The sequence below is a fragment of the Rhodococcus sp. BP22 genome, assembly GCF_014281965.1.
In the GTDB taxonomy this organism is placed as follows: Bacteria; Actinomycetota; Actinomycetes; order Mycobacteriales; family Mycobacteriaceae; genus Rhodococcoides.
Map to the genome: position 1 here is coordinate 178,053 of NZ_JACFTB010000008.1, position 24,492 is coordinate 202,544.

The 24,492-nt window shown below is 63.4% G+C and carries 21 protein-coding genes; 6 read left to right on the forward strand and 15 right to left on the reverse strand.

Annotated elements, in window-relative coordinates; genetic code table 11:
- Nucleotides 1-30: 30 nt before the first annotated feature.
- From H2510_RS18100 to H2510_RS18150, 11 genes are read right to left on the reverse strand one after another with little or no spacing between them, the layout of a single operon-like run.
- Nucleotides 31-1,302 (reverse strand): CaiB/BaiF CoA-transferase family protein, encoded by a 1,272-nt coding sequence (locus H2510_RS18100; protein WP_186629675.1) that lies wholly within the window; start codon nt 1,300-1,302, stop codon nt 31-33.
- On the reverse strand, nt 1,299-2,495 hold the full coding sequence (locus H2510_RS18105; RefSeq protein ID WP_186629676.1) for a CaiB/BaiF CoA-transferase family protein: 1,197 nt from the start codon (nt 2,493-2,495) through the stop codon (nt 1,299-1,301). Before H2510_RS18105 ends, H2510_RS18100 begins: the two co-directional genes overlap by 4 nt.
- Nucleotides 2,485-3,633: an acyl-CoA dehydrogenase family protein gene (locus H2510_RS18110; RefSeq protein WP_186629677.1), complete on the reverse strand. Its 1,149-nt coding sequence runs from the start codon at nt 3,631-3,633 to the stop codon at nt 2,485-2,487. The genes H2510_RS18105 and H2510_RS18110 overlap by 11 nt, the downstream gene beginning before the upstream one ends.
- A gap of 37 nt (nt 3,634-3,670) precedes the next feature.
- Nucleotides 3,671-4,849, reverse strand: coding sequence for an acyl-CoA dehydrogenase family protein (locus H2510_RS18115; protein ID WP_186629678.1), 1,179 nt, complete (start codon nt 4,847-4,849; stop codon nt 3,671-3,673).
- Nucleotides 4,850-4,889: 40 nt separating this feature from the next.
- On the reverse strand, nt 4,890-5,705 hold the full coding sequence (locus H2510_RS18120) for an ATP-binding cassette domain-containing protein (RefSeq protein WP_088941914.1): 816 nt from the start codon (nt 5,703-5,705) through the stop codon (nt 4,890-4,892).
- Nucleotides 5,705-6,748 carry an ABC transporter ATP-binding protein gene (locus H2510_RS18125; RefSeq protein ID WP_186629679.1) on the reverse strand — a complete coding sequence of 348 codons (1,044 nt, stop codon included), beginning with the start codon at nt 6,746-6,748 and terminating at the stop codon, nt 5,705-5,707. The genes H2510_RS18120 and H2510_RS18125 overlap by 1 nt, the downstream gene beginning before the upstream one ends.
- Complete coding sequence (locus H2510_RS18130; RefSeq protein ID WP_088941912.1) at nt 6,741-7,628, reverse strand: ABC transporter permease; 888 nt, start codon at nt 7,626-7,628, stop codon at nt 6,741-6,743. The genes H2510_RS18125 and H2510_RS18130 overlap by 8 nt, the downstream gene beginning before the upstream one ends.
- Nucleotides 7,625-8,566 carry an ABC transporter permease gene (locus H2510_RS18135; RefSeq protein WP_186629680.1) on the reverse strand — a complete coding sequence of 314 codons (942 nt, stop codon included), beginning with the start codon at nt 8,564-8,566 and terminating at the stop codon, nt 7,625-7,627. Before H2510_RS18135 ends, H2510_RS18130 begins: the two co-directional genes overlap by 4 nt.
- Before the next feature lie 45 nt (nt 8,567-8,611).
- The gene (locus tag H2510_RS18140) at nt 8,612-10,177 is read right to left on the reverse strand and encodes an ABC transporter substrate-binding protein (protein ID WP_315901418.1); all 1,566 of its coding nucleotides are present in this window, start codon (nt 10,175-10,177) and stop codon (nt 8,612-8,614) included.
- Between the two features lie 51 nt (nt 10,178-10,228).
- Complete coding sequence (locus tag H2510_RS18145) at nt 10,229-11,128, reverse strand: NAD(P)-dependent oxidoreductase (protein ID WP_186629682.1); 900 nt, start codon at nt 11,126-11,128, stop codon at nt 10,229-10,231.
- Nucleotides 11,125-11,880 carry a class II aldolase/adducin family protein gene (locus H2510_RS18150; protein ID WP_186629683.1) on the reverse strand — a complete coding sequence of 252 codons (756 nt, stop codon included), beginning with the start codon at nt 11,878-11,880 and terminating at the stop codon, nt 11,125-11,127. The genes H2510_RS18145 and H2510_RS18150 overlap by 4 nt, the downstream gene beginning before the upstream one ends.
- Nucleotides 11,881-12,089: 209 nt before the next feature.
- Between H2510_RS18150 and H2510_RS21260 the strand changes: the two genes are divergently transcribed.
- The 3 genes from H2510_RS21260 to H2510_RS18165 all read left to right on the forward strand — a co-directional run bounded on the left by H2510_RS21260 (nt 12,090) and on the right by H2510_RS18165 (nt 15,774).
- A complete protein-coding gene (locus H2510_RS21260) occupies nt 12,090-12,785 on the forward strand; it encodes an IclR family transcriptional regulator (protein WP_222438907.1) in 696 nt (231 codons plus the stop codon).
- Nucleotides 12,786-12,849: 64 nt separating this feature from the next.
- Nucleotides 12,850-13,794 carry an alpha/beta hydrolase gene (locus tag H2510_RS18160; protein WP_186629684.1) on the forward strand — a complete coding sequence of 315 codons (945 nt, stop codon included), beginning with the start codon at nt 12,850-12,852 and terminating at the stop codon, nt 13,792-13,794.
- Nucleotides 13,795-13,932: 138 nt separating this feature from the next.
- The gene (locus tag H2510_RS18165; protein ID WP_186629685.1) at nt 13,933-15,774 is read left to right on the forward strand and encodes an NAD(P)/FAD-dependent oxidoreductase; all 1,842 of its coding nucleotides are present in this window, start codon (nt 13,933-13,935) and stop codon (nt 15,772-15,774) included.
- A gap of 70 nt (nt 15,775-15,844) precedes the next feature.
- Here H2510_RS18165 and H2510_RS18170 read toward each other — a convergent pair whose 3' ends face one another.
- Nucleotides 15,845-17,197, reverse strand: coding sequence for an NAD(P)/FAD-dependent oxidoreductase (locus H2510_RS18170; protein ID WP_186629686.1), 1,353 nt, complete (start codon nt 17,195-17,197; stop codon nt 15,845-15,847).
- 20 nt (nt 17,198-17,217) lie between these two features.
- On the reverse strand, nt 17,218-18,219 hold the full coding sequence (locus tag H2510_RS18175) for an aldo/keto reductase family protein (protein ID WP_186629687.1): 1,002 nt from the start codon (nt 18,217-18,219) through the stop codon (nt 17,218-17,220).
- Between the two features lie 107 nt (nt 18,220-18,326).
- On the opposite strand from H2510_RS18175, the gene H2510_RS18180 reads away from it, so the two are divergent.
- Nucleotides 18,327-19,943: a helix-turn-helix domain-containing protein gene (locus H2510_RS18180; protein WP_315901419.1), complete on the forward strand. Its 1,617-nt coding sequence runs from the start codon at nt 18,327-18,329 to the stop codon at nt 19,941-19,943.
- An 86-nt stretch (nt 19,944-20,029) separates the two neighbouring features.
- A complete protein-coding gene (locus H2510_RS18185) occupies nt 20,030-21,139 on the forward strand; it encodes an NDMA-dependent alcohol dehydrogenase (RefSeq protein WP_186629688.1) in 1,110 nt (369 codons plus the stop codon).
- A gap of 75 nt (nt 21,140-21,214) precedes the next feature.
- Here H2510_RS18185 and H2510_RS18190 read toward each other — a convergent pair whose 3' ends face one another.
- Entirely contained in the window at nt 21,215-22,360 is a 1,146-nt protein-coding gene (locus H2510_RS18190) for an acyl-CoA dehydrogenase family protein (RefSeq protein ID WP_222438909.1), read from the reverse strand.
- A gap of 70 nt (nt 22,361-22,430) precedes the next feature.
- A complete protein-coding gene (locus H2510_RS18195) occupies nt 22,431-23,252 on the reverse strand; it encodes an SDR family oxidoreductase (RefSeq protein WP_186629690.1) in 822 nt (273 codons plus the stop codon).
- Nucleotides 23,253-23,346: 94 nt separating this feature from the next.
- Between H2510_RS18195 and H2510_RS18200 the strand changes: the two genes are divergently transcribed.
- Complete coding sequence (locus tag H2510_RS18200; RefSeq protein WP_186629731.1) at nt 23,347-24,477, forward strand: NADH:flavin oxidoreductase; 1,131 nt, start codon at nt 23,347-23,349, stop codon at nt 24,475-24,477.
- Nucleotides 24,478-24,492: the final 15 nt, after the last annotated feature.

Sequence of the window (24,492 nt, forward strand, 5' to 3'; positions counted from 1 at the left end):
AACTGTGTTGTGTTCGAATGCATCTGTCTGTCAAGCAATCTGGTGGTCGGTGATCAAGCCACGAGCCACCTGGTCGGCGTACTGCTCGGCGGAGTATCCGAGCAATTCCTTGTAGAGGTACTCGTTGTCCTCGCCGAAGCCCGGAACCGCCCGGCCGAATGCCAGGTCGAAACCCTCTGCTCGCCACGGGTGGCCGGGGTAGCGGTGCGTGCCCACCGACGGGTGGCTGCGCTCCTGGAACCAGCCGCGCGCGGCCAGGTGCGGGTCCTCGAGCAACCGAGTTTCGCTCATGACCTCGCCCGCTGGCACGCCGACGTCCTGCAGTTCCTGGACGGCTTGCTCAGCCGGCCGCTTGTGGCACCAACCCGCCAGTACTGCTCGGATTGCGGCGGAGTTCTCCGCCCGCAACGCGGCCGTCTCACCCATCCCTGCCAGTCCTTCGGGGTCGACGAGTGCTGCCATCGCGACCCAATCTCGGTCGTCGCGCACAGATACCGCGAGCCAGCGGTCCTCGTCGGCGGAGAGGAACACGTCCTGAAGCATGTGCAGGTCGGTGTTGCCGAGCACCTGCGGGTTACGTGCGTTCATCTGGCAGTCGAGCACGAACTCGCCGATGTCGGCCATGACCGCTTCCGCCTGCGGAAACTCGACGAGCCCGCCGAGTCCGGTGCGTTCGCGATCCCACAGCGCTGCCATCACCGCGAATGCGACGCCCGCGGGGGCCGCCTCGTCCATGTGGTAGTTCTCGCCTGCCGAATCGGGCTCTTCGCCCTCGTACCCGTCCATTGCTGCGATGCCGACGAGCGAGTTGAAGTTCGGCCCGTAGCCGAGGTAGTCGCTCATGGGTCCGCTCATTCCCATCGGCGGCATCCGTACCACCACCAGGCGTGGGTTGATCGCCAGCAGCGCCTCGTGGCCCAGTCCCAGCTTCTCGAGCGTGCCGTTGGAGTTGTTCTCCACCAGCACATCACTGATCTTGATCAACTCGATAGCGGCGGCATGGCCTTCTTCGGTCTCCAAGTTCGCGCACGCGGCCAGCTTGTTCCGTGAGTGCCAATTGAAGAGCGCGGTCCGCTCGTACGGTCGTTCGCCCGGATCCTTGTCCGGGTACGTGCCGCCGTGGTAACCGGTGGAGGCGATGAGTTCCTTCGTCGTCTTCGCGGACACCTGCCTGCTGGCGCGGTTGTTGCCCTCGAGCCGAATCACCTCGGCACCGAGATCACCCAGCAGTGCCGTCGCGCCCGGGCCGGACCACACGACAGTCAGATCGACAACGCGGATGCCTTCGAGTGGATAGCTCATGCCTGGCTCACCTTCTGCTCGTTCTGCTCCCGAATCCGTGCACCGTGCTGATCGAGCAGCGGCGCGGCCGTTTTGATCGCATGACCACCGCGCATCCGCCACGGCGCGGCCGTGTAGGACAACGTGCCTGCGACGGGATGCTCGACCTCGACGAAGGCGCCGCGTCCACGAAAGTGCTCGGCCTCCAACAACTCCGAGACCTCCATGAATGCGGTGACCGGGATACGAGCCGCCTCGCAGCGCTCCATCAGGTCGATCTTCGAGTGCGCCAGGCACCAGTCGCTGATGTAAGTGATGAAGTCCTCGCGATCCTGGCCGGTCACCGTTTGGCGGCCGTGGAAGCGCTCGTGGAACTCTGGGTCGTCTTTTCCGGCGAGGTCGATCAACCGGTTCCAGAAGGCCTGGTTGGTCACGTAGATCATCACGAAGCCGTCGTTGGTGCGGAATGGCCCGGTGAAGGTCGCCCCATGCCGGTGCGGGCTACGGACCCCTCGCGGCGCCACCATTCCCGAGTAGGCCGCCGAGAGCAGGTACGACGCACGGCGGTCTGCACCAGCGAGCAATACTTCCTGCCCGGACACATCGATCACCGAACCCGAGCCTGTGCGCCGGGCATGGAAGATGCCGGCCATCGTGGCCTCACCCGCCGAACGCCCGATCGTGTAGTGCTCGAGCAGACCCGGCTTACGCAGCGGAGCACGGTCGGCCGCGCCCGTCGCGTTCATCGGGCCGCCGGCTGCCTGCAGCGTGATGCCGGTGGCTTCCCGGTCCCGATTGGGCCCGGTCTGGCCGAAGGCACTGATGCGGGTGATCACCAGCCGCGGGTTCCGCGCGCGCAGCACGTCGGGACCAATACCGAGGCTCTCGAGATGCCCGGGACGGAACGACTCGACCACAGCGTCGGCGGTCTCGATCAAGGTGAGCAGGACCTCCACATCGGCGGGGTCGTGTAGATCGAGTGCCACCGACTGCTTGTTGGTGTTCAAGTGCAGAAACAGCGCGCTGGCCTCGGGGTCCGGCACGTCGCCGGGGAACGGACCCCATCGACGCGTCAGGCTGCCTTCGCCGGGCCGTTCGATCTTGATGACCTCCGCGCCGAAGTCTGCGAACAGCTTCGTCGCGTACTCACCCGCCACCCACCGAGACAGGTCGATGACACGTAGTCCTGAAAGTGCTTGCGGCTCAATGGACAAGGCCGATCTCCTCCTCTAGCCAGCGCGCGGCCACATCTGCCGTACCGCCGCGGATCTCGGATACTTTGGCCCGCTCGGACCACAGATGCAGGTCCGTCTCTCGGACGTACCCCATTCCGCCGTGGACCTGGTGTGCGTTGAGCGTTGCCCACTTGTAGGCCTCGCTGGCGTGCATTTTGGCAATCGCCACGTTGCGGCCTGCCTGCTCGCCGCGTGCGAGCCACCAGACTGCCGAATCTGCGGACAGTCGCGACGCCTCGAGTGCGATGTGAATGTCGGCGACGATGTGCTGGACCGCCTGGAAGATGCCGATCGGGCGTCCGAACTGCTCGCGGGTACGCACGTAATCCACGGTCCGCTCCAGCACGGCAGCGCCGCCGCCGGACATTTCCACGCACTGCAAAGCGGTGACTACGTCTGCCACCCACCGCACCTCGTTGAGCGCCAGCCCGGCATCGCCGGCAAGTACCCGCTCGTCCGGAACGAAAAGCCCGTCGAGCTCGACGCGGTACTGGTGCTCACCTGCAATGGTCGGCTGCCACGTACTCGTCCATCCCTGCCCACCGGGCTCGACGAGCAAGCCGAGCACTCGGTTCGGCTCCGCGAACACGGTCGCGGTGGCCGTCACGAGCAGGAGTTCGGCCAACTCTGCGTTCTCCACGAACGGCAGGAGGCCGCTGAGCGTCCAGCCTCCGTCTGCGCGCGTCGCCGTCAGGGTGGGACTCACATTGTGTGCGTCGGCGGCATCCCAGAGCGCAACCCCGGCCCGCAGTTCGCCCGCCGCAAGACGCGGAAGGTACTGCTCGCGCATCTCCTGGCCGGCCAGTCGGTCCAGCGCGATGCCGAACGCCAGCGTGCTGTAGACGATGGACGGGCACAGTGCCCGCCCGGCCTCGGAGTAGAAGATGCCGAGCTCGTTGAGCGTTGCACCTGCCCCGCCGAGCTCTTCTTCGAGCGCCAAACCGAACACGCCCATCTCGGTCAGTGCGCGCCAGAGCGAGTCCGGGAACGCCGTCCCGGCCGATTCGGAACCGGCAGCTTTCCACTTACGAACCAGCTCGGGCGTGCACTCCTTGACGAACAGCGAACGGAGAACCGATCGCAGCTCCGACTGCTCCTCCGTGGGAACGAGTCTCATGACTTTCTCCTCTTGATCTTGTCTACGCAGCTCATGGTCATCGTCCGCCGCGCGGCAAGCCGTGCCCACGCTGGGCGATGACGTCTCTGAGCACTTCGTTGGCGCCTGCACCGAACCGCAACAGCGGTGCGGCGCGGTAGAGCCGTTCGAACTTTCCGTCGAGCGGAGCACCCTCGGTACCGATCGAGAGAACACCCGCCATGCCGAGCACCTGGGTACCGACGTCGGCGATGCGCTGGCGCAGCTCACTCGAGTAGATCTTCTCGGCGCTGACCAGTACCGACGGAATGATGCCGTCCTCGAGCAGTGACGAGGCTTCGAAGCCCATCAGCCGGGCCGCCTCCACCTCCGCGTCGAGCTGTGCGATCTTGCGACGTAGCGCCGGGTCATCGATCGGGCGAAGGCCGTCCGCGCGCTCGTCCTTGGCCAGGCCGATGAGCTCGTCCACCGAGCGACGCAGGTCGCCGACGTTGGTCAGGGCACCGCGTTCGAGGTCCAGCGCGCCGATGATGTAGCGCCAGCCCTGGTTGACCTCACCGATCAGGTTGGTCACCGGCACCCGGACGTTGTCGAAGAACGTCTCGTTGGTGCGGTAATCCGACCACGCCATGATCGGACGGATGGTGATGCCGGGTGCGTCGATGGGCACGATGATCACCGAGATGCCCTTGTGCTTGGGCACGTCCTTGTCGGTGCGCACGCACAGCCACTCGTGGGTGACGCGCTGCGCCATGCTGTTCCAGATCTTGGATCCGTTGATCACCCACTCGTCACCGTCGAGCACCGCGGTAGTCCGCAGGCTGGCGAGGTCGGTACCGGCGTCGGGCTCGGAATAACCGACCGCACAGGTCATCTCACCGCGCGCGATCGGCGGCAAGAACTCTTCCCGGTTGCGAGCGGTGCCATTTCGCATGATCATCGGTGCTACCGAGGTGACGGTCAGGTCCGGCCCGGGTACACCCCAGTACTCGAACTCACTGACCAGAAGGTGCTGGTACACCGCGCCGAGCCCGAGCCCGCCGAACTCCTTGGGCCAGTTCAGCCCGAACCAGCCCTTGTCGCCGATCTTCTTACGGAACGCAGTGACCTCGCCACCGAGGAATTCGATGTCGTGCTCTGCCATTTCGGCGCGCAGTGCCGGGGTGACATTCTCGCCGAGGAACGCGCGTACCTCCTCGAGCCAGCGCTTCTGGTCTACGTCTAACTGGAAATCCATGCCTCACAGCTTTCGATAGGGTGAAAATCAAAATAAGAAATCAACTGGTTTCGACGGTCCTGGCCAGTCGAGGGATCGGGACGGGGATCGCGTCGAGCAGTGTGCGGGTGTATTGCTCCTGCGGATTCGCGAAGACGTCCGCCACCACGCCCGACTCCACGATTTTACCTGCAGCCATCACCAGTACCCGGTCTGCGATCACCTCGATCAGAGCAAGGTCGTGGCCGATGAACAGGTAGGCCAACCCCAGCTCGTCCTGCAGGTCGCGGAGCAGGTTGAGCACCTGCGCGCGCACCGAGACGTCCAATGCAGCCACCGGCTCGTCGCAGACGATCATCTTCGGGCTCAGCGTCAGCGCCCTGGCGATCGCGACACGCTGAAGTTGCCCGCCGGACAGCTCCGATGGGTAGCGGTCGAGGTAGCGAGAGCCGATGTGCACCTTGCTCAACAGCTCGCGCACCGCCTTCGCACGCGCGGCCCGATCGAGATCGGTGTGCACGACCAACGGCTCGGCGACAGCTTCCCCGATGGTCATCCGAGGGTTCAGGCAACTGTGGGGATCCTGGAAGATCATCTGCATTCCACGTCGCATCTGACGCAGTGCTGCTGGTTTGGCAGCACGCACATCTTCACCGTCGAAGATGATCGTGCCGGTATCGGGCTCGATCAACCGCAGCACGATGCGCCCGACCGTCGACTTGCCCGCGCCGGATTCCCCGACGACGGCCAGACATTCGCCAGCCTCGAGCGTGAAACTGACGTCGCTGACCGAGGGGGCGCCCGGTTTCGGCCGACCCCACCAGTTTCGTCCCGAGTCGAAGGTCTTGGACACGTTCGATACTTCGAGAAGGCTCATCAGATCGTCACCCCGGCAAGTGTCAGTTCGGAGGCGCGCACGCAACGCGCATGGCTGGTGCCGTCCACCTGAGTCATCGACGGATGCACCGCATCGCACAGGCCCGGCTTCGCGTACTCACAGCGATCGAAGAACCGGCAGCCCGACGGCCAGTCCGCGGCGGCGGGAATGCCACCGGGAATGGCGGAGAGCCGACGCCGTGTGCCGGAGTTCGGCTGCGGGATGGAGGCAAGCAGGCCCGAGGTGTACGGGTGAGCCGGCCGGAAGAATACGTCGTCGATCGTGCCCTCTTCGGCGCTCTCGCCGGCGTACATGACGATTACCTTCTGGCACAGTTCGGCGACGACGGCGAGGTCGTGGCTGACGAACAGCATCGCGACACCCGTCTGCTCCTGCAGATCTCGAAGCAAGGACAGGATTGTCGCCTGCACCGTCACATCCAGTGCGGTGGTCGGCTCGTCGGCGATGAGCATTCGAGGATTGCTGGCCATCACCATCGCGATCATGACCCGCTGGCACATGCCGCCGCTGAACGCATGCGGATATTCTTTGACTCGGTCTGCGGCCCGGGGGATCTGAACCAATTCCAACATTTCGACGGCTTTCGCCATCGCGGCCTTGCGTCCCAGTCCGAGGTGTCGGCGGACCGATTCGGCGATCTGGTCACCCACGGTGAACGCCGGATTGAGGCTACGAATCGGCTGCTGGAAGATCATTCCCATTCCGCCGCCGCGAAGGTCCCGCCAGACGCGGTCAGGTGCCGCGGTCAGATCCTGGCCGTCGAACACCACCTTGGAGCCCGGTGCGAGCCTGCCACCGGTTCTGCCGGTCAACCCCATCAGTGCCAGCGAGGTCACGGTCTTACCCGAACCGGATTCACCGACCAATGCGACGGATTCACCGGCGGCGAGGTCGAAGGAGACCCCGTCCACTGCGGTCAGCCACTTTCCGCGACCCGCGGGGAATTGCACCGTGAGGTCCTGGACCTGCAGGAGCGGTGAGTCTTTCCGGGCGGAGCTTTCCATCGAGTTCTTGTCAAGCATCTTCGCTACCACTTCGGCTCCTCACCATCGCTCGTCGCACACCGTCACCGAGGTAGGTGAAAGCAAGTACTGCCAGGAAGATCATGACCCCGGGCGGCCACACGAGATACGGGGCGAGCTGCATATTCGATGCCGCGGTGCTGAGCATGGAACCCCAGCTCGCGGCCGGTGCCTTTGCGCCGAGACCCAAGAAGCTCAACGAGGCCTCGGCGGCAACGGCCGAACCGAGAGACACCGAAATCACCAGCACCACGGGCGGCATCACATTCGGCAGAATGTGCCGCACGATCACGCGGATCGGCCGACATCCCAGTGCCACAGCGGATTCGATGTACGTCTCATGTCGCACGTCCATCGTGGAGGCCCTCGAGACACGGAAGAACCGCGGCGTCATGACCAATCCGACGGCAACCATCGCATTGGTGATTCCGGAGCCGAGTACCGCCACGATGGTGATTGCCAAAACCAATGCAGGTGCACTCATCAGCGCATCCATGATTCTGGTCAGCACGGTGTCGATCCAACCGCCGACGTAACCGGCGATCACACCCAACGGCAGCCCGAGGACCAATGCAAGGCCCACCGCCTGCAGTGCAGCAGTCAACGAAATTCGAGCGCCGAAGATCAACCGGCTCAACGCATCCCGACCGTAGTCATCGGTGCCCAGCCAGTGCTCGGCACTCGGCGGCGAGAGCCTGTCGAGCAGGTCTTGCGTGTACGGGTCGTACGGGGCGATCCATGGCGCGAAGATGGCCATCAATGCCAGGGCAACTACGAATACCAGAGCGATCAGGGCAGCTGGCCGTCGGCGCATCCCGCTGAGCACACCACCGGTTTTCCGCGGCGCGGTCTTCGACTCTTCGTCTGACTGCGTTGTCATGAGCGAACTTTCGGATTGAAGTAGCCGTAGGAGATATCTACCAGAAGGTTCACCAGCACCACCACGATCGTGGTGAACAAGACGAAGCCCAACAGCACCGGGATGTCGTGGTTCTGCACGCTGTCGACAGCGAGACTGCCCAGTCCGGGCATGCCGTAGATGATCTCGATGGTCACGGCACCGCCGAGCACCTCGGAGACTCGAAAGCCCAGAACGGTGACCACGGGGATGCATGCGTTCTTGAGTGCATGCTTGAACATCACGCTGGTCTTGGACAACCCGCGGGCCTCGGCGTTGAGAATGTAATCGCTCTCGAGCACCTTGCCGAGCGCGGACCGCAGCTGCAACGTCACTTCGGCGGCGGGCAGTAGCGCCAACGCTATGCCCGGTAGCACCAGGTGTTGCAGCCACGGGACCACGCCCTCGGACAAGGGTACGTAGCCGAACGCGGGAAAGATCTGGTTGCTCACTGCGAACAGTGAAACCAGGACCAGCCCGAACCAGAACGCGGGGATTGCAATGGCGATGGATGCCACCACGTTGACCGCTCGATCGATAACCCCGCCCGGCCGGATGGCCGCCACGATGCCGAGAAGCCCGCCGACCAGTATCGCGATGACCATCGCGAAGAGAACCAACGACATCGTGGTGGCCATCCGGCGGCTGATCAGCTCGGTGACCGACTGGTTCGACAGGAACGACATGCCCAGATCGCCGTGAAGTACCCCGCCGACCCAGTCCACGTAGCGAACGAACACATTGTCGTCGAGTCGCAGATTCTCGCGAATCGCCGCCAACCGCTCGGGAGTGGGGTTCTCACCGGCGAGTACGACGGCGGGATCTCCCGGAGTGAGGTCGATCAGCACGAAAATCAGAAACGGCACTATCAGCAGCAGCGGCACTGCGGCCAGCAGTCGCCGGCCTCCGTATCGCAACATGGCTTGCCTCTCGGGTCGAGATAATCGGACGGGGTGAGACGGGTGCTACTTGACCATTGCGACCGTGCGGATATCGAAGGTGCCGGTATTGGCCCAAGGCATGTTTTCCGCGTCGACGACCTTGTCGGAGTAGATGGTCGCGTTCGTCTGGTGGCAGATCGGAACGAACAGCGCCTCTTTCAACACCATCGCCCAGATTTCCTTGTACAGCACAGCGCGATCATCTTGTGCCAGTGTCGGATCCGCAGCCTGCTTTGCCTTCGCGGCAATCTCGGGGTTGCCGTTACCGAAGCCGTAGGCGCCGGTGACGTAGGTTTCCACCGTCTCCTCCGGGTCGATCTTCGGGCTGAAGCTGTTGGTGACCATTGCCTCGAAATCACCGGCGATGAATCGCGGCTCCGTCTGGGTGATCGGGGCCGGGTTCAGGGTCGCGTTGAATCCCACCTGCGAGAGCTGCGACTGGATCACGTTGGCAGGCTTCTCGGTGTTCGTTCCTGCCGCGAAAGTAAGGGCAATCGTCGGCGATCCGCCGGCAAGCTTCTTGGCCTCGGCCTCGTCGTAGGTGTAGGGGTACTCGTAGGAGCCGTCCGCGGGCCAGCTGCTCTCTGGGTACATCTGCTGGTACGGGGTGCAGGTATCGGAGAACAGCGCGCTGATGGCTGCCGGATCGATCGCCCGCGCCGCGGCCTGTCGAACGGCCGGGTCGGTCAAGTCACCCTGCGCGCGCATCATCAAGCCGAGGACATTTCGGAACTCGACTTCTTCGACACCCAAGGAACTCTGCTTGGCAAGGCTCTGCGCCTCCACGATCTCGTTCGCCGAGCTGACCCAGGTCAGATCCGTCGCACCGGTACGCACACCGTTGAGCCGCGTCGATGCGTCGGGCATTCCGACGATCTCGATACCCTTCAGACGGCCGGCCTTCTCGTCCCAATAGTCCTCGTCCGCGCGGGTCAGCGTCAGCGACTCCTGCGGAATGTAAGCGGAGACGACGTACGGGCCGGAACCCGACTTGCCGGGATCGTTCTGGATGTCGGTGCCGGCTTCGATCGTCTTGGGACTGATCATCATTCCCACATTGGTGCCGAACACACTCGGCAGTTCCACGCCGGAGCCGGGAGCGAGGTTGAGGCGCACCGTGGTGGGATCGACGACGTCGACCGTGGTGATGTCACTGAGCGATTTCACCACTGTGCTGCCGGGCAAGGTCTTGCCGCGCTGGATGTTCGCGGCCACAGCTGCGGCGTCGAACGGCGTGCCGTCGTTGAAGGTGACGTCGTCGCGCAGTGCGAGTTCCAAGTAGGAACCGTCCGGAGCGAATTCCCACGATGCGGCAAGGCCGGGTACCACGTTGTCGTCACCGTCGATCATCGTCAGACGATCGAAAATCGGCGTCATGTAGCTGACCCCGCTGTAACTGGTCTGCAGATACGGGTCGAGGTTTCGAGAAGGGGCCGCGGTGGTCACCCGCAGGACTGCGTCCCGGTCGATCTCGCCCGACGAGTTGGACGTACTGCCCCCGGTTGCCCCACCACCACATGCTGACAACAACATAAGTGCGGCAGCGGATGCCCCCACAACCTTTGCCGTACCTTGCTTTCGAACCTTCACGGAGTACCTCTCGTAGAAAACTTCACACTGGATTTGGAGTTCGGACAACATTTACCGAGTTACGAATTCACTGACGTTTCGAACGATGGCGTCCCAGCAGCGGTTGGCAGTGTCATCGGTGATGGCCGCACTGTGCGGTGTGATCACCACGCCCGGAGCGGTCCACAGCGGATGCCCGGACGGCAGGGGTTCCGGGTCGGTGACGTCGAGGATGGCGTGAAGCCGTTGATCCTCTAGCGCGGCGAGCAGTGCATCGGTGTCGACGAGCGGTCCTCGGCCCGCGTTGACCAGCACACTCCCGGGGCGCATTGCCGCCAGGAACGACGCGTCGACCAAGTGGTGGGTGTCCGCTGTGAGCGGGAGCGCCAGAACGACGACATCCTGCTCGGGCAGCATCTCCCGCGCTTGCGCGAGATCGACGACGCCCTCTCGCGCGGTGCGAGCCGCCAACGTCACGTCGGCGCCGAAGGGCACAGTTCTCTGTTGGACGTTCAACCCGATGTCGCCGGCTCCGAGTACGAGTACTCGTTTACCGGCAAGGGTGCCGGTGGGGTGCCGTTCCCACGTCTGCGCGCTCTGTTTCGCGCGGTAACCCACCAGGTCGCGATAGTGGTTGAGCAGTTGCGCCACAACCCATTCCGCGACCGGGCCGCCATGTGCCCGATCCGCCCCGGAAATCACCACGCCTTCCGGGACGATGCCGGTCCAGGCGTCTCGTCCGGCGCTGAACAGCTGAACCATTCGTAGGTTCGGCAGTTCGGTGTGCATCTGCGCGGCGAACTCCGGTGCGACTCCGCGGCTCACGAGGACCTGGGCCCGGTCGGCCCCGGCCGGGCGCGGACTCGACAGGTCCCAGAGAATCGGTTCGATTCCGGGCAGGCTATCGAAAGCTTCGATCCCCCGCTGATCCGGCACCAGTACTACGACTGCGCTCGGGGGCGCAGTCGTCACTCCGACACCGAGGCAATCTTTCCAAGCAGCTCGGGCTCGGTGCGCAACGCCGCACGAACTGCTGCCTCCCAGAAGCCGTGGTAGCCGTTTCCGTCGCTACGAGCCTGGTTGTTGACCCACCAGTCGGGCAGCGAGGACTTCGCCGGTCCACCCGCGACGCGAGTCAGCCAAGCATTCTTGCAGCGAATCTCGAGGCTCACCGCGCGCAGGTAGATCGCGCGGGCGGTGCTGCCGAGAACGAAAACGCCGTGGCCACCGAGGAGTGCGACATCCGCATCACCGACGCCCTGGATCGCAGCCGCGGCTGCGGTCATGTTGTCCACTCCGCCGTCGTACTCGTCGACGAGGACGAGCTCGCCTCCGCCCAGGCTCGAACTCTGGTCGTGCATCGGCGGAATCTCTTTGAGATCGGCCCAGACAGTCCCGTACTCCGAGTGATTGTGCAGCGCGAACGTGACGTCCGGGCGCGCCTTGTGCAGGGCGAGGTGCAGCGGGATTCCCAGCGGTACCGGCCAGTTGCCCTCGATCAGATTTCCGTCCATGTCGATACGGAGTACATCCTCGGGACCGAATTCTTCCCAGGTCAGCAGCCATGGGTTGCAGAGCAGCGTGCCGTCGCCGACCGCGTAGGTGATGTGTCCCGCGAGGTGGTCGCAGTAGCCTTCGGCCCACAGGGTGCGGGCAAGCATGACGATCTCTTCTGCCGGGGTGAGTTCGGGCATCAGACGGTCCGCGGTCGGGATGAATCCCATCGAAGGCTCCTTTTCGATTCACGTCGAATGTCCATCGATCCGGCCATGGCCGGCCCCGAGGGGCCATTCACGACCCGAAGGCTCCGATGGTCGACGCTGTGGCTGGCGACACTGTGGCTGAAAACACTGTGGTATCGTAGAGTGATACCGGGTATCACTTTCACTGAAGGATAGGTGGGATTCAAATCACAGTCAAGACGGTCCGCAGTCTGACCCGCGGCCTCGAGATTCTCGAGGCGATCGCTGCCCACCAACCGATCGGCCTCACCGCGCTGTGCACGGCCACAGGCGAGGACAAAAGCGCACTTCAGCGGACTCTCGCCACGCTGCACGAGGCCGGCTGGATCCAACCGGCACCAGGTTCTTCACCGCAATGGGAACTCGGCGCCAAGCCGATCGTCGTCTCCGGGCGGGCCCGTCAGTCGTCGTCCCTGCAAGGTCGGGCACGCCAACTCCTCGGACCACTGCGTGACGCGACCCGCGAGACGGTCCATCTCGCGCTGCTCACCAACACCAACCTCGTCGTGGCCGACGTTGCCGAGGGCATGCAGGTGGTTCGGACCGCCCTGCCGGTTGGGCAGCTTCACCCATTCGAAACGAGCTCCGCCGGCCGAGCGATCCTCGCCCACTTGAACCCGGCGCAGCGTATGGCGCGAGCCCAGGCACCTGAGAAGTTGATGACCACGGCAGAGTACGAGCAGATTCGCCAACGGGGTTGGGCCTCGAGCGCAGGTGCAGTTCTCGAAGGGTCGAACAGCATCGGTGCAGCGATACTCGATGCCGCGGGAACGCCGATGGGTGCGATAGTGATCAGCGGCCCAGCATCCCGTCTCACTCCTGACAGATGCGAGGAGTTGGGCGTGGCACTGACCGAGACGATTCACGCGCTGGCCCACCACCACTGAACTTGCGCTCACCGAATTCCCCCCACTCGACCCGCTGAAAAGTACACCCGAGAAACGGAGCATCATGCGTCTCACCGACGAGGTTCAAGCCCTGCTCGATATCCTGAACACCGGATTTCCACGCGTGGAGGAGATGACGGGCGCCGAAGCACGGGCCGCGGTACTGGCCCGCAAGCAGATCGCCTCGAACCCGGAACCCGTTGGTTCGGTGACCAATACAGTCATCGACGGCCCCGGCGGCCCGCTCCCGCTACGCATCTACCAACCACTCTCGAGCACCACGCACGCAGCCGCGACACGGCCGGTCATCGTCTTCGCACACGGCGGCGGCTTCGTGTTCTGCGACCTGGACACTCACGATGAGTTCTGCCGAAACATGACGAATGCCGTTGACGCAGTGGTTATCTCGGTCGACTACCGGCTAGCTCCCGAGCATCCTGCGCCTGCTGCGGCAATGGACGTACACGCGGCGCTCGAATGGGCTCGCGTACACGCCGGCGAGCTGGGGGCCGACCTCGAGCGGGTGGTCGTCGCCGGGGACAGTGCAGGCGGAAACCTGGCAGCGGTGACCGCCCTGATGGACCGCGACAGCACCTGGCCCGCGATCGCAGGCCAAGTCCTCATCTACCCCGTGATCGACGACGACTTCGACACACCCTCGTACCTCGAATACGCCGAGGGCTACTTCAACACTCGGAACGCGATGCAGTGGTACTGGCAGCAATACGCACCCGGCGGCGTCCACGTTGCCGACAACCCCCACCACATCTCCCCCAGCCGAGCCGACACACTCGCAGGCCTGCCGCCTGCCATCGTCATCACCGCCGGATGCGATCCACTCGACCACGAGGGAACTGCCTACGCCGAACAACTCCGCGCCGCCGGAGTGCCCACCACCCACCGCCGCTACGACGGGATCTTCCACGGCTTCCTGACCATTCCCTCCCTGACGATCACCGCCGAAGCCCGAACCCAGCTGTGGGCCGACCTCACCGAGTTGCTTGCCTGAGTCACCGAGCAAGCTCTGGACAAACGTTCAGCCCTCTCGAGCTCCTGCCGCGTGCAACCCATTGCAACTCTCGACCAACGTGCGCCGAGGGTGTGTGCTGGGTCACAGAGCACGCACACGAGCAACAAGGGAGTTGGCATGACCCAGACCATCGAGCCGGTGGAAACAACACGGTTTCAGAACCCGCAGGAACGCGTCGACGCCTGGTTGGCAGACTTCGAGGCAGCACTGGCGGCCCGGGATATAGAGCGGGTCGCTGCCAAGTTCGCCGTAGACAGCTTCTGGCGAGACCTGGTCACGTTCACGTGGAACCTGAAGACCGTCGAGGGCCGTGACGGCATCGCGGCCATGCTGGAGGCCCGTCTCGACGACACCGACCCGTCGAACTTTCGAACGATCGAGACGCCGGACGAGGCCGACGGTGTCACCTCGGCGTGGATCGAGTTCGAGACCGCGACCAGCCGCGGCAAGGGGCATCTGCGGTTGAAGAGCGATCCGGAGTCCGGGGAGGACACGGCCTGGACGCTGCTCACCACGATGCAGGAGCTCAAAGGCTACGAGGAGCGCCAGGGCCACACCCGGATCAAGGGCGCGGTGCACGGATCCAATGCCGACACCCAGAACTGGGCGGAGAAGAAGGAGATCGAGGAGAAGGAACTCGGTTACACGGTCCAGCCGTACGCGTTGATCGTCGGCGGTGGCCAGGGCGGAATTGCTCTCGGTGCACGATTCCGCCAAATGGGCGTGCCCGCGATCGTTGTCGATCGCGCGAACCGGCCCGGGGATCAGTGGCGTGGACGCTACAAGTCCCTGTGCCTGCACGATCCGGTCTGGTACGACCACCTGCCGTACTTGCCGTTCCCGGCAAACTGGCCGGTCTTCGCCCCGAAGGACAAGATCGGCGATTGGCTCGAGATGTACACCAAGGTCATGGAGGTTCCGTACTGGAGCCGGACCACCGCTAAGTCGGCGACCTACGACGAGGCCGCCGAAGAATGGACCGTCGTCCTCGATCGCGACGGCGAGGAAGTGATCCTGCGACCCAAACAGTTGGTGATGGCCACCGGAATGTCCGGTAAGAAGAACGTCCCGAACTTCCCAGGAATGGACGAGTTCGAAGGCGAGCAGCACCATTCGAGCGAACACCCCGGTCCCGACGCGTATGTCGGCAAGAAGGTCGTCGTCGTCGGATCCAACAATTCAGCGCACGACATCTGCAAGGCACTCTACGAAACAGGCGTCGACGTGACGATGCTGCAGCGATCGTCCACGCACATCGTCAAGTCCGACTCGCTGTGCGAGATCGCCCTCGGTGACCTGTATTCCGAGCGTGCAGTCGAATCCGGGATGACCACGCAGAAGGCCGATCTGACGTTCGCCTCGTTGCCGTACCGGATCATGCACGAGTTCCAGATCCCGGTGTACCAGCAGATAGCGGAGAAGGACAAGGACTTCTACGATCGCCTGGAGAAGGCCGGCTTCCAGCACGATTTCGGTGACGACGGTTCAGGGTTGTTCATGAAGTACCTGCGCCGGGGTTCGGGATATTACATCGATGTTGGCGCCTCGGAACTCGTCGCGGACGGAAAGATCAAACTTGTTGCCGGACAGGTCGATCGGATAAGCAAGACCGGGGTGGTGCTAGCCGACGGCAAAGAACTGCCCGCAGACCTCATCGTCTACGCCACCGGTTACGGGTCGATGAACGGCTGGGTCACCGACCTGATCGATCAGGAGACCGCGGACAAGGTAGGCAAGTGCTGGGGCCTCGGCTCGGACACCACCAAGGATCCTGGTCCGTGGGAAGGAGAGCAGCGCAACATGTGGAAGCCGACGCAGCAGAAGAACCTGTGGTTCCATGGCGGCAATCTCCATCAGTCACGCCACTATTCGCTGTACCTGGCACTGCAGATCAAGGCGCGCTACGAGGGCATCGACACCCCGACCTTCGGCCTGCAGGAAGTGCATCACCTGAAGTAACCTTTCAGTGACCTTCAGTAGCCTTCAGCGGCCTTGTGCGCACCTTCTGGTGCACACAAGGCCGTTCCAGCTACTGGCCCTGCGCTTTCGCGATCAAGGCGTCCTCGGCGCGCACTTGGTCCAGATTCACAACCCGAGTCGGCAGGATCGTCGAGTAGAGCCAATCGGTGGCCACCCGAACTCGCGCCGCGGCGGTCGGCAACGCATAAAGGTGATAGCTGCGGGCAACGAACTTTGCGACCGGCCCCTTCAGCGGTATCCCCAAAGGCTTTGCAACACCGTCGAATCCGCCCAGATCCGCGACGAGTCCGAGATCCTTGTGGAAATATGGCTTCGATTCTCCGACGCCGAGGCTTGCCGCCACATTCTTCGCAACCTGCACCCCCTGCCGCTGCGCATGTTGAGCAGTCGGCGGTGTAGGTTTCGACGCGTCCAACGCGAGATCTGGCACCGCAGCCGCATCGCCGATGGCCCAGACGTTCGGCACTCCTGGAACTGTCATGTCGGGTTCCACGACGAGGCGACCTTTCTCGGTCGGCAGGTCCAGCTTGGCGATCAGCGGACTCGGCGCCACTCCCGCGCCCCACACGAGAGTCCTCGACGGCACGACGGTTCCGTCGGTCAGCGTCACCGAGGTTGCAGTGGCCGACGCTACCGACACCTCGAGCCGGATCTCGACCCCCCGTGCGGTTAACACGTCCATCGCTTCCTTGCCGAGCTTGTCCCCCAGCTCCGGTAGAACCGCAGGCGCCAGGTCGACGAGAAGCCATCGCACGTCACTCGGGTCGATGCTCGCCCAGCGGGTGGCTATTCCTTTGACCCAGTTCTGCATCTGCGCAACGAATTCCGTGCCCGTGTACCCCGCGCCGACCGCGACGACGGTGAGCCGCTCGATACGCTCTGCGCGACCGGCCGGAGTATCGGGCAACGAGTCGGCGACATCGAGCTGCGCGAGGACATGGTTGCGGATGAACGTTGCCTCGCTCAATGTCTTGAGCCCGTGCGCATTCTCGGCGACACCCGGTATGTCGAACTGTCTGGTGACCGATCCTGGCGCGAGAATCAGCTTGTCCCACTCGATTTTGGTGATCCCGTCCCTGCCCTCGACTCTCAGCGTGCGTTCGCCGAAGTCGATCGAGGAGACATGGCCGAGCACGGTGCGAGTGCGTCGCAACGTCTGCCTGATGGAGACGGCGATGTCACGCGGGTCCAGCACACCCGTCGCGACCTCGGGAAGGAGTGGGCTGTACAGGAGATAGTCGGTCGGCGCGACGAGCGTCAGGCTCACTCGTTCGGGTTCGAGCAGTTTCTGTAAACGCCTCAATGCGTGAAATCCACCGAACCCGCCTCCGACGACGACAATCCTCGCGGGAGCCAGAGGCAGCGGCGTTTTCGTTCGGGAACCACGACCGAATGTGCGCATGAACGTCACCTTACTGCGGGTCAGAGGCGGGCGTCGGGAGACCGCGTCAGTTTCGGATCGGTGATGATGGATCCGGCAAGGGCGTCGTCGATCTTCCCCAACACCTCCGCGTCCAGGACGACTTCGGAGGCTTTCACGTTCTCCGCGATCTGTTCCGGCCGCGAAGCGCCGACCAATGCGGCGGCCACGTTGTCGTTCGCCAAGACCCAGGCGACGGCAAGTTGAGCCATGGTGATGCCGAGGTCTGCGGCAATGGGCGCGAGTTTCTGCACCCGTGTGAGCGTCTCGTCTTCGAGGTAGCGGGAGATCATCTTGTCTCCGCCCTTGTCATCGGTCGCGCGGGAACCTTCCGGCAGCGGCTGCCCGGGCAGGTATTTGCCGGTGAGCACGCCCTGCGCGATAGGTGACCAGACGATCTGCGAGATGCCGAGTTTTTTCGAGGTCGGGACCACGTCTTTCTCGATGACCCGCCACAGTGCCGAGTACTGAGGCTGATTGGAGACGATGGAAAATCCGTTTTCCCTGGCCAGCGACTGGCCTCGCCGCAGCTGGTCGGCGTCCCACTCCGAGACGCCGATGTACAGCGCCTTGCCCTGACGGACGATGTCGCCGAACGCGGCGATGGTCTCCTCGAGCGGGGTCTCGACGTCGTACCGATGCGCTTGATAAAGGTCGACGTAGTCGGTGCCCAGCCTGCGCAACGACGCGTCGATGCCTTCGAAGATGTGCTTGCGTGACAATCCGGTGTCGTTGGGGCCTTTCGGTCCGACCGGGAAGTAGACCTTGGTGAAGATCTCGAGCGATTCCCGACGTACCCCTTTCAGGGCCTCCCCGAGTACCGATTCTGCAGCGCCGTTGGCGTAGACGTCGGCGGTATCGAAGGTGGTGATGCCCGCGTCGAGAGCCGCGTGCACGCACTTGGTGGCGACGTCGTTCTCCACTTGCGAACCGTGTGTCAGCCAGTTTCCATAGGTGATCTCGGAAACCTTGAATCCGCTGTTGCCCAGAAATCTGTATGCCATGAGAAAAACGCTACCCGCGAACCCGGTTGGTTACAGGAAGAACCGAGTTTGCGCAGAAGCCCCCAGAGCTCGTACGCCTTCGATACCGTCAGGTGAGGGTGCACCGAGTGGAGAACACCGTGGAACTGGTTCGTGAACAGATCGCACAGTCGTGGAGTCGAGCTCGGCTCAGCGGCCTCGACCCGTCGGACACGTTGGAGGATTTCAGCGTCTCCGAAGTGGACCGGCGCTCACGCTTGCTGTCCGCTGCCGACCCCGTCCTCGACCGTATGGACAGCGTCCTGCGCGGCAGTCGGTACTGCGTCATCCTCGCCGACCGCGACGCAAAGCTCGTCGACATCAGATTCGGTACCGACGCTGTCCGCACGCTTGTGGAGTCGACGGGCACGGTGGTGGGTCGGACTTTCACCGAGAACACCTCGGGCACCAATTCGATCGCGACGGTGCACGAGCTCAGAAAGCCGGTATCGGTGCGTGGCGACGAGCATTACATGGAATCGATGAAGATGTTCAGTTGCTATGGATATCCAATCGTCCACCCCGTCACCCGCCGGATCGAGGGCGTACTCGACATCACCTTCCTCGAGCCGGACGACAATCCGTTGCTCGAGCCGATGCTCGGAAATGCTGTCTCGGATATTCAGGACCGACTGTTCGAGGAAACCCGGTGGAGCGAACAGCTCCTCTTCGGAGCGTTCCAGCGTGCCTCGGCACGCAGACGCGGCGCACCGGCCATCGCGATAGCCGACGAAATATTTTTGGAGAACACCAGCGCAGGAACACTTCTCGATGCTGTCGATCACGCCGCCTTGCGGGCACTGACCGACGATCCGGTGCACCGCCAAGGCGTCGTCCGATCGATGACGTTGAGTTCGGGGGTGCGTGCCACCGTGCGATGGGAACGTCCGGCTTCCGGTGCGGGCATCGTGATCGAGATCGATCCGCTGCGCGAAGGGTCGTGCAGCAGACCGGCTGCACCGTTGATCCGCGCCGAGAAGAAGCGTGGAGCCACCGCCAGTGTCAGCGGCGAACCCGGCTCCGGGCGAACCACAGTGCTGTCCGAGCTTGCCGGTGACGCGAAGTTCTTCGACGCCGTCGATCTCGTGACGAGTGATCCGCACGAGTGGATGACGCTCGTGGGTGCCGCACTCGCCGATTCCGCCGGTGCGGTAGTGATCGAACATGTTCATCTGCTCTCGCCGATGATCGCGCGAAGTCTCTATGTGCAGCTTCAGAGCGCGACCGCATGGTTTGCCGTGTCTTCGAGTCCCACGGCCGCGGTGTCCGCTGAGCACCGTCAACTCCTCACCGCATGTAGTTCGACGATCGAACTGTCCCCACTGCGGACGCGTAAGCACGAGATCCCCGGCTTCGTGCGCACCTTCCTGGCGCAGGTACCGGGTGGAAGCGACCGCCGCATCACGGCAGCTGCGATGACTGCCCTGATGGGCTACGACTGGCCTGGCAATCTGTCCGAACTGCGGAGCGAGGTGGCCGAGGTCGCCGCCACCCGTTCGGTCGGCGACATCACGGCGCGGGATCTGATCAGGCCGAAATCGGGAGCGCCTACCGCTGGCCTGGGGGCTCTCGATGCCGCGATGCGCGAGGCAATCGTTCGTGAGCTCGAACGCCACGGCGGCAACAAGCGCACCACGGCAGAGCGACTGGGAATCAGCCGGACCACGCTGTACAAGCGGATGAAAGGCCTCGGCATCGTGGGCTGAAAAAGGTTGTCCAATATCTGAACACTCGCCGGGCGTGATCCAGGTCACGATGGTGTACGAGCGTCATCAACCGGTAGGAGATTTTCGTGAAGATCAAAGCAGCCGTTCTGTTCGAGCCTCACAAGCCGTTCGAGATCATCGAACTCGACATGGACGGCCCCGGACCCGGCGAGGTACTCATCAAGTACGTCGCCGCCGGGCTGTGCCATTCGGATCTGCACCTCCTCGACGGGGACCTGCCCCCACGTTTCCCGATCGTCGGCGGCCACGAAGGCTCCGGCATCATCGAAGAAGTCGGGCCAGGCGTCACCAAGGTCAAGCCCGGCGATCACGTCGTATGCTCGTTCATCCCGAACTGCGGCACCTGCCGCTACTGTTCGACCGGCCGACAAAGCCTGTGCGACATGGGCGCAACCATTCTCGAAGGCAGCATGACCGACGGCAGCTTCCGTCGTCGTGACAGCAAGGGCACCGAGTTCGGCGCCATGTGCATGCTCGGCACCTTCGCCGATCGAGCAACCATTTCCCAGCACTCGGTCGTCAAGGTCGACGACTGGCTGCCGTTGGAAATCGCAGTGCTCGTCGGCTGCGGTGTCCCCTCCGGCTGGGGAACCGCCGTCTACGCCGGCGGGGTCCGAGCGGGTGATTCGGTCATCATCTACGGCATCGGCGGCCTCGGCATCAACGCCGTGCAAGGCGCTGTTCACTCCGGTGCCAAGCACGTCATCGTCGTCGACCCGCTCGAATTCAAGCGCAACCAAGCACTGAAATTCGGTGCCACACATGCTTTCGCAGACTACGCATCAGCGCAGGAAAAGCTCACCGAGCTCACCTGGGGACAGGGTGCCGATCAAGCGCTGATCCTCGTCGGGACCGTCGACGAAGAGGTCGTCCAGGCTGCGACCGCCGCGATCGGCAAAGGCGGAACCGTCGTCATCACCGGTCTTGCAGATCCTTCGGCCCTGACCGTGCACGTCTCGGGCACTGATCTGACGCTCAACGAGAAGACGATCAAGGGCACTTTGTTCGGGTCGGCGAACCCGCAGTACGACATCGTTCGACTACTGCGCCTCTACGACGCCGGACAGCTGAAACTGGACGAGTTGATCACCACGACGTACAGCCTCGAGCAGGTCAACGAGGGCTACCAGGACCTACGCGACGGCAAGAACATGCGAGGTGTCATCCACTTCTAGGCACCCGAAGCACGAGAGCGGAAATACTTCCTGGGAAGTATTTCCGCTCTCGTGTGTCGGTACCCGGATGAAAGTTCACATGTATTTGCGCAACTCCATCTTCGCGATGGACATCTTGTGCACCTCGTCGGGGCCGTCGGCGAGTCGCAGCGTCCGAATGTGGGCGTACATCATGGCCAGTGGGAAGTCGTCGCTGACGCCTCCGCCCCCGTGGACCTGGATGGCGCGGTCGATGATCTTCAGAGCCATCTCGGGCGCAGCAACCTTGATGGCTGCGATCTCGGTACGCGCTTCCTTGTTGCCGACCGTGTCCATCAGATAAGCGGCCTTGAAAGTCAGTAGTCGCGTCATCTCGATATCGATGCGCGCCTCGGCTATCCAGTCCTGAATGTTGGCTCGCGTCGCAATCGGCTTCCCGAACGTGACTCGCGATACCGCACGGCGACAGAGCAATTCGAGTGCACGCTCGGCCACGCCGATGGTGCGCATCGCGTGGTGGATGCGACCGGGCCCGAGACGTGCCTGGCTGATGGCGAAACCTTCACCCGGGCCTTTCAACACGTCCTTCGAGGGCACTCGCACGTTCTCGAAGAGCACCTCGGCATGCCCTTCTCGGTCGATGTAGCCGAAGACCGGGAGATTGCGGACTACCGTGACGCCGGGAGCATCGATCGGGACGACCAACATCGACTGCTGACGGTGGGTGGCCGCGCTCGGATCGGTCTTGCCCATGACGATGAGCACCTTGCAATTCTTGTGCATCGCGTTGGACGTCCACCACTTGCGGCCGTTGAGGATGTAGTCGTCACCGTCTTCCACCATGCTCATCTCGATGTTGGTGGCATCGGAACTGGCAACTGCAGGCTCGGTCATGGCGAATGCGGACCGAATTGTGCCGTCCAGCAGGGGCTTCAGGTACTTCTCTTTGTGCTCCTCGGTCCCGAAAAGCGTCAAGACCTCCATGTTGCCGGTGTCGGGGGCGTTGCAATTGCATGCCTCCGGCGCGAGCAGGCTTCGACCCATGATCTCGGCGAGCGGGGCATATTCGAGGTTGGTGAGCCCTGGCCCCCATTCGGGGTGCGGGTGGAAGAGATTCCACAGTCCCCGTGACCGGGCTTCCTTCTTGAGGTCCTCGATGATCTGAGGTTGACCGTGTGGATCGCCGAGTTCTCGCATCTGTTCGCTGTACACGGCCTCGGCCGGGTAGATGTGCGAGTCCATGAACTCGAGCAGGTCGGTTTCGTACTTCTTGGCCCGGTCGGTAGTTTCGAAGAACGACACGTGTTTCCCCTCAGTTGTTTTCGCCCATGAGGGCGGTTTGGTAGCGGCGCATTCCGCGAAGCCACCGGTCGTAATCGGATCCTTTGTTGCGGTACATGTCCAACACGTTGGCGTGCGGGAGGATCAGGAACTGTTCTGCGTCCATCGCGGCGAGCACGATCTCGGCAACATCGGCCGGCTCGAGGACGTCACCGGCGGCCAACACTGCCTTGGTCGCAGCGGCACCCAAGGCACTTCCGGACTCTTGCCCCTCGTACAGCAACTTGGTGTTGACGCCCATCGGGCACAGGCAGCTGACTCTGATACCACGATCGCCGTAGGTAACATTGAGCCACTCCGAGAAGCCCACGGCCGCATGCTTGGTGACCGAGTATGTGGCAGAACCGATTTGAGTGAGCAGCCCTGCAGCCGAAGCAGTACTGACGAAGTATCCCTCACCGCGTTCGATCCACGTGGGCACCAGCAGCTGCGCAGCTCTGATGTGCGCACGAAGATTGACGTCGATCGACAGATCCCAGTCGGCCTCGCTTGCGTCCAATCCCGGCGCGCCGCCGATCCCGGCGTTCGCAAAATAAAGGTCTACCGGGCCGAAAGAATCCTCGGCGAGCGCAATGAGTGCGGTGATGTCCTCGACGACGGACGCGTCCCCGCCGAGGGATACCGCCGCGCCCGGACTTGTCTGCTCGATACGGGAGACGACCTCAGAAGCAGCAGTCGCATTCAGATCGGAAACGACCACACGGGCGCCTTCTGCGACCAGTCGCTCGGCGAGCGCTCCACCGATTCCTCCGCCACCACCGGTGACGATCGCGACCTTGCCTGTAACCTTCATCACCCAGGTATAGCACGCCCCCCGTCGCACATTGCCGCCCGAAGGAATAGCGGCTACGCCCTAATAGTTGGACCGCTACGTGACTCAACCCGCAGTGAGCAACCTCGACCTCGACGCAGCCGGACTCTTCACCCCCATCGAGGTGAAGTCCTTGAAGTTGCGCAATCGTTTCGCGATGGCACCGATGACACGCGCGTTCTCTCCAGGCGGAGTGCCCCGCGAAAATGTCGCCGAGTACTACCGCAAGCGGGCCGCAGGTGGGACCTCGCTGATCATCACCGAGGGCACGCTGATCCCCGACCCGGCAGCAGGCCCGGACTCCCGAGTCCCCCACATCCACGGCGACGAAAGCCTCGGAGGCTGGAAGGGCGTCGTCGACGCAGTGCACGCCGAGGGCAGCGCGATCATCCCTCAGCTATGGCATCTCGGTGTCGAACGAGGCGCGAGCCCAAGGTTCAACCCCGACGTCGTCACCGTCAGCCCGTCGGGACTCGCTCTCGATGGCTCACCGGTCGGCCGAGCGTTCACCGCCGCCGATCTGGAAGAGCAGAAGCAGTTCTGGGTCGATGCCGCGGTCAACGCCAAGAAGACCGGATTCGACGGCGTCGAGCTGCACGGTGCGCACGGGTACCTCCTCGATGAGTTCCTGTGGGAGCAGACCAACACTCGCGAAGATGGATATGGCGGTTCACTGGAGGCCCGTACCCGATTCCCTGCCGAGGTGGTCGCAGCCATTCGTGCTGCCGTCGGCCCGGAGTTTGCGATCGTCTACCGATTCTCGCAGTGGAAATCGGGCCACTACGACGCCCGCCTGGCCCAGACTCCACAGCAACTCGAACGCATCCTCGCGCCGCTGGTCGACGCGGGTGTCGATGTTCTGCATCCCTCGACGCGACGTCACTGGGAGCCCGCCTTCCCTGAGCTGTCCGGGGTGGAAGGTGAACGCGGACTCGCCGGTTGGACGAAGTCGATCACCGGACTGCCGACCATCACAGTCGGTTCGGTCGGCCTCGACCAGGTATTCACCGGTGCGTGGGGCAAAAATTCCACCGCGGCAACAACCAGTCTCGACCCTCTGCTCGCGCAGTTCGCGCGCGAAGAGTTCGACATCGTCGCCGTCGGCCGGGCATTACTGTCCGACCCCGAATGGGTCAACAAGGTTCAGCAAGGACGTCTCGACGACCGCATCCCGTTCGCCCGCGAGCACATCACCTCACTGAACTGATTTCAGCCTGCGGCG